A 5,782-nucleotide genomic window follows, 5' to 3' on the forward strand; every position below is an offset into this window, starting at 1 on the left:
GCGGCGACACCTGTTGCCAGAAGCTCTGGTCCGCGCCGAACACCTTGTCGTAGAAGCTGTAGTGCTTGTCCTGCATGGTGCGCACCACGTCCATCGACGCGCTGTCCAGGGACACGGTACCCAGCCAGGGGCGTGCCCCCTGGTTCAAGGCCAGTTCCGGCGCTGCCGAGATCAGCGACACCAGATGGGCGCCGGCCGAGTGGCCCATCAGCACGAAACGATTCGGATCGCCGCCCCAGTCCGCCGCGTGGGCCTGGGCATAGGCCAGCGCCTTGCCCACGTCGTCCGCCTCGCCCTGCACGTCGGTCTTGGGCAGCATGCGGTAGTTCGGGCAGATCACCACATAGCCCTTCGGGATCCAGCGGGTGATCTTGTTCATCACCACATTGGAGGTCGACTTGTCGCCGATCATCCAGGCACCGCCGTGCACCATGAAGATCACCGGCATGGGAGCATGGCCGCTGCGGGCCGCGGGCATGTAGATGTCCATGCGCTGGGCCGGGTCGGCGCCGTAGCTGACATCCAGCTGCCCCTTCACATAGGAGGGCAAGGTCAGCGGTTCAGACTTGCCCTCGCCGAACTCACCGCTTTCCTGGGCCGACTCGATGCGGCGCGACAGCACACGATCGACGATGGCGTCGCGCAGGGGGCCACCAAACACGGGGGTCACGAGCAGGCCTCCCAGAGCAGCCAGGGCCCAACGCTTGTTTTGATCATGCATGAATGGTCCTTTGTGACGGCACAACACATGTCCCGTCCAACGCGAAGAGCACCCCAGATGGTTGACATGCCGGGGACCTCAGGAATCCGAAGAGGCCAGAAAGACCTCGCAGCCGCCGCGCGGGTTGGGCACATAGCGGTCCCCCCCCAGCGGCATGATCTTCGGGCCGAAGGGGTTGGCCGTGCCGATGAACATGCCGTGCGGCGTCGACACCAGGGTGCGCAAGCCCATGTTGTACGGGTTGCCCATGCCGTTGGTCGTCACCGGCACCCAGTTCACGCCGTCGTAACTGCGGTACAGGTCGAAGCCACAGGAATGGTCCAGCAGGAACTCCGGCGTGAGCTTGTTGACGATGTTGGTGAAGGCAGGCGGCCAGCGGCGGCGGTTGGCATAGCCCAGCACGGAACTCCACTCGAAGGTGCCCATGTAGAGCCAGCCCTCGTGGGCACACATGCGCCAGAAGTAGCCGTTGAAGAAGTTGTCGAAACCCGGCAGCCAGCCCGACAGCGCCTCCTTGCGGCCGATCGGCGTGTCACGGCTTTCACCCACCAGCAGATCCCAGTGGCCGTCCGGTGCGATACGGATCATCTCCGGCGGCGCCGGGCCGATGCGGTTCTGCGTGTCCACGCCACCGCCCTGGATGCCACCGCCCACATAGAGGTGGCCCTTGAACGGATACAGGCTCAGCACGCACTGGTTCAGCGGCCCGCGGTAGGCGCCCTTCTCGACCACCTTCTCCCAGACATAGGGCTTGGGGCCATCGACCGTGCTGCGCCAGATCTGAAAGCCTTCGAGGTTGAAGGTGCCCACATAGAGGTGGTCGCCGAAACCGGCCATCTCGAAGATGGTCTTGTTGCCCGCATCCCCGAAACCGAAGTCGGACACCGGCTCCCATTCACCGCTGCCGGGATCGGTGCTCTCATACACGACCGAGTGGGCCGAGACGTTCGGGTTGCCCCCGCGCGAGCCCGCCGGCGTGGTGAACATGCGGCCCTTGAAGGGCACCATGGTGCGGATGGTGGTCACCGGCAGACCGCCCAGACCTGGTTCGCAAGTGGGCTCGAAGTGGCGACCGTCGGTCGAGCGAAGGATGTTCGGGCCCGGTCCCCGCGCGGGCGACCAGGTGCTCACGAACAGCTCCGGCTCGGATGTGGGGGTGGGCTGGTACACGACCATGCCGCGAAAGCCCAGCTCGCGGAGAATGGGCTTGCCATGGCTGCCGATGATGGTCGGCGCCTTGAAGACCTTTTCCCAGCTGTTCTCGGCCGGGGTGTAGCGCCAGATCTCGGCATGCATGTCGAGATCGAACGGACTCTCCGGGCACTCCACGGGCCACACATCCATGCCGATGGGCAGGCGGGCCTTCATGAACGGAAAGTTGCCCCGGGTGGTGGCGACATAGAGATGGTCCTTGTAATAGGCCATCGAATGCGCATAGGCATTCAGGCCATCACCGAACCCTCCGTGCGCGATCAGGCGGAAATCGCGCTGACTGAAACCCGGATATGTCCCCAGCTTGTTAGACGGCCGCTGCACTCTGTTCTTCCGTTGCCATGGCCGCCATGAAGGAGGCGAGCAACTGCTCGGCTTCCTCCCGGCTGGCGGCCGGCCCAACCCGGGCCTGTTCACGTGTCATGAAGTACCACGCATCACCGGACTGGATGATCCGGTCACTGCGGAAAAAGTTCTTCTTCGCCTCGCCCGCGCGCAGGCGGTGCCGCGCATGGAATTCCCCGCCCCAGAAGCGTTCGCAGCCATGGATCAGTTCCTTGGGTCGCGAGGACGGGAAGAAGTGCCCGCCATCAGGCACCCGGCGGAACACCGCATGGCTCCACACATTGAGCAACTCGCGGCCGGTCAGCCGGGCCTGCGAGTGATCGCCGTACATGGCCATGATCGGGAAGGCCAGCTTGCGCAACTCCTCCAGGCGCAGACCATCGTCGCTGCCCATGAGTTCCTTGCCGGCCTCGGTCTGGTCCATCAAGCGGATCCATTGGCTGGCCGTGCGGTTGCCGTACTTGCCGATGAAGGGGCTGACCAGTTCCGCCAGCGCGGGCGGCACCTCTTCGCTGCGCAGCTGCAGGTGGGCCACCTCGGTCAGCAACTTGTAGCCGAAGTAGGGATCGCGCGTGTCCAGATGGATGTTGTGGGCCTGCAGGATGGCCCGCATCTCCTCGCCGAACTGGCCAGCCTCCCATTGCCGCTGATGACGGGCGGCCGAGATATGGGTGTCCGCCAGCACCAGGCTGCGGAAGCGCTCTGGCGCCAGGCAGGCCGCGTTCAGCGTGATCACGCCGCCATAGCTGTGCGACAGGAAGTGCGCGCGGGCAATGCCCAGATGATCCATCAGCCCCAGCAGATCCTGGGCCTGTTGCGGCGGGGTGTAGCCGCCCGGCGTCATTTCCGAGCGGCCATGGCCGCGCAGATCGTACAGGGTGACCCGGAAGCGCTGCGAAAAGACCGGCGCGTAATGGAAGTACCAGAACGCCAGATTGGTGGCCAGGCCATGCACCATCACGAGGTCTTCCACCTCGCCCTCGGCATTCTGCGGCTCCATCTGAACATAGTTCAGACGAACACCATTGACTTGTGCGACGGGCATGACAACTTACTCCAAGTGGCCCGGCTTCCTTCGCCGGGCAGGCATCTCATCCTCTGTATCCGCAGACATGGGAGCGTCGCCCCCGCACTGCAAAGGAGCATGCTCCCTGCCGTATGTCACGACTCCAGGGCGCTGCACGAGCATCCAGACCATCTCAGGACACCTCTGCATCACCCTGCTCAACCGCCAGGGCGATCACAGACTGTGCATCCCGGTAGAAAGAGATGGCCATCTGCATGTCGTCGTACACCACCTGGGCACTCCGCCCCGAGGCGTCCAGGAACCGAACCTCGAACCGCTCGGGTTGGCCCTGCAGGCCGGTACCGAGACACTTCGCCGCAGCTTCCTTGGCACACCACAGGGCCAGCAGGTGTTCACTCTGTTGACCAGCAGGAATTGCGCCAAGTGCTGAGCGCTCCTGCGCGCTCAACGAAGCCGCGAACAATTCGGGGCTGCGAATGCGCCCCCATTGCTCGGCATCCACCCCCACCGGAACCTGGGGCGGATTGACCGCCACCACGCTGCCCCAATCGTTGTGGGTCAGCGAAATCTCCGGGGCCGCGATCAACTGGTCACGCCACCAGCCATCGACCCACGGCGCGCCGAGCGCATCGTGACGCACCTCGATCTCGGAGGAATACAGCCACTCGCCCGTCTGCTGGACCACCCAATAGCGAACCGCCTCCTTGATGCAGGCCCGACCCAGCAGCCACTGGCGCTTGTGACGGGCATTGCCGCTCAGGGCCGCCCAGGCCTCGCGCTCTTCCGCGCTCAGGTAGATGTGGGCCAGGATGCGCAGGAAGATGTTGGCGGACTGGCTGCAGAAGTCTTCGGGCAGATGCTCCAGCGCCCACACCAGGGTCCCGCGCTCGGCCCCCGCGGCCATTGGCTGGCCCAACCAGCCCTGCAGCGGGTCGCGCCGCACCCGGTAGAAGCGGTTGGGCACCGGGAAGAACACATTCACCAGATTGCGCACCCGCACCAGAGGCTGGCCCTGGGCGTCCAGACACTCGAACTGCCAGGCCCGCGGCGCCGAGACCTCGTTGCTCGACGGATCCAGCGAATGCTGGCGCGCCAGCAGACGCAGCTGCGGCAGATCGGCCGGACACGGGCTGTAGAGCTCGATGCGATCGATGGTCGACGGGAAGCAGTTGAAGTCCGTGCCGGCGAACTGGGCGATCCAGTAGGCGGCCAGTTGCCCCATGGCATCCAGCAGCACCGGATTCAGCACCAGCTGTGTTGGCTGCCCCGGCACGAAGAAATCGTTCAGGCTGACCGGCGAGAGCTGGCAGTCGATGCCGGCGTCGTCCCAGCCATCGATGTGGGTGATGCTCTGGAACACCGGGCCGTGGAACATGCCGCAGGTGTAGAGCTCCTCGTCGTTCCACAGGGAGCTGCGCCATTCGCTCAGCGAGGCCAATCCCGAGAGTTGCCAGACCGGCTGGAACAGGAACTCGCCGCTGACCAGCTTGCCGGACGGACCGGACAGCACGGCAGCGTAGCGCTGCTGGGCCGCATCGACCAGCCGGGCCTCGACGGTCAGAGCGACCTCACCCGCGTCGAGGGCGATCCAGTCGAAGGCACGCACATGCTCGACCACCGTGACGTTGACATTCCCGGCCAGGGCCGCGCAAGCCTGGGCCATGATCTCCAGGCTGACCATCATCGGCACGCAGGACAGGCCCAGCACCGCGTCCTGGGGGCCCACCCGCCCGGACAGCACATGGTCGCGCAGGAAGTTGTCCTTGGCCAGGTTCAGGGTGCTGCGCGCCACCAGGTGCTCGGCGTCCTGCTCGAGGATCTCGTCCAGGAAGCCCGTGGCCGCCGCCACCGGATCCAGATCCTGGGGTTCGGCCCCGTCGAGGACTTCGGGCTGGAAGCGGTCCATCACCGACTGCTGCTGGGCCAGGAAGCCACGCATCATGTCGAAGTACTCGCCCATGACCTGCTGGCGAAGCACCAGCTCGGCATCTTCGGTGGCTTCCACCGCCGCAGGTGCGGGGGCAGCAACGGCCGGTGCAGCCACCGCCAAGGGCACGGCCGCTTCGATGGCCGCCGCCTGGACCGGTGCGGCCACGGCCTGCACCACGCCCGGTGCGGCCAGCGTCCCCAACTGGGCGCGCTCCGCCTCGGTCAGGTGCATCTGCGGCATGGTGTTGTCCAGCAGAATGCCCTTGGCCTTGGGCACCGACAGGTCGCCCAGCGGCACCTGCGTGAGCGCACGCTGCTCGAACAGCTTGCCCAGCGCGACCGGCTTGCGGTTGACCCAGAGCTGACCCAGCACCATCAGGAACTGGTCGACGCCCGGACGCTTGCGCTGGTTGGTGGCCACGGCCACGTAGTCGCGCCCGGCCAGGATGTCGTTCACGAAAGCCGTCAGGTTGGCCGAGGGGCCGACCTCGATGAACCAGCGCACGCCGTCGTCGTGCATCTTCTGGATCGTCTCGCGGAAACGCACC

General features: G+C 65.7%; 4 protein-coding genes. All 4 read right to left on the reverse strand.

Annotated features, from left to right (window positions below; all coding sequences use genetic code 11):
• A partial coding sequence (locus I73_RS26365) for an alpha/beta hydrolase (RefSeq protein ID WP_234409429.1) occupies positions 1-670 on the reverse strand: 670 nt, incomplete at its 3' end.
• A gap of 129 nt (positions 671-799) precedes the next feature.
• Positions 800-2,146 (reverse strand): hypothetical protein, encoded by a 1,347-nt coding sequence (locus I73_RS06355; RefSeq protein WP_234409430.1) that lies wholly within the window; start codon positions 2,144-2,146, stop codon positions 800-802.
• Between the two features lie 94 nt (positions 2,147-2,240).
• Positions 2,241-3,323 (reverse strand): alpha/beta fold hydrolase, encoded by a 1,083-nt coding sequence (locus I73_RS06360; RefSeq protein WP_022979846.1) that lies wholly within the window; start codon positions 3,321-3,323, stop codon positions 2,241-2,243.
• 154 nt (positions 3,324-3,477) lie between these two features.
• The coding region (locus I73_RS06365; RefSeq protein WP_026096385.1) for a 4'-phosphopantetheinyl transferase superfamily protein at positions 3,478-5,782 on the reverse strand (2,305 nt) is incomplete at its 5' end.

The organism is Ideonella sp. B508-1, from assembly GCF_000333615.1.
Lineage (GTDB): Bacteria > Pseudomonadota > Gammaproteobacteria > Burkholderiales > Burkholderiaceae_C > Ideonella.

Bases quoted from the DNA above. Each gene is read 5' to 3' on its own strand.
- I73_RS06355 (WP_234409430.1), bottom strand. From the start codon at position 2,146: ATGGCCTATTACAAGGACCATCTCTATGTCGCCACCACCCGGGGCAAC.
- I73_RS06360 (WP_022979846.1), bottom strand. From the start codon at position 3,323: ATGCCCGTCGCACAAGTCAATGGTGTTCGTCTGAACTATGTTCAGATG.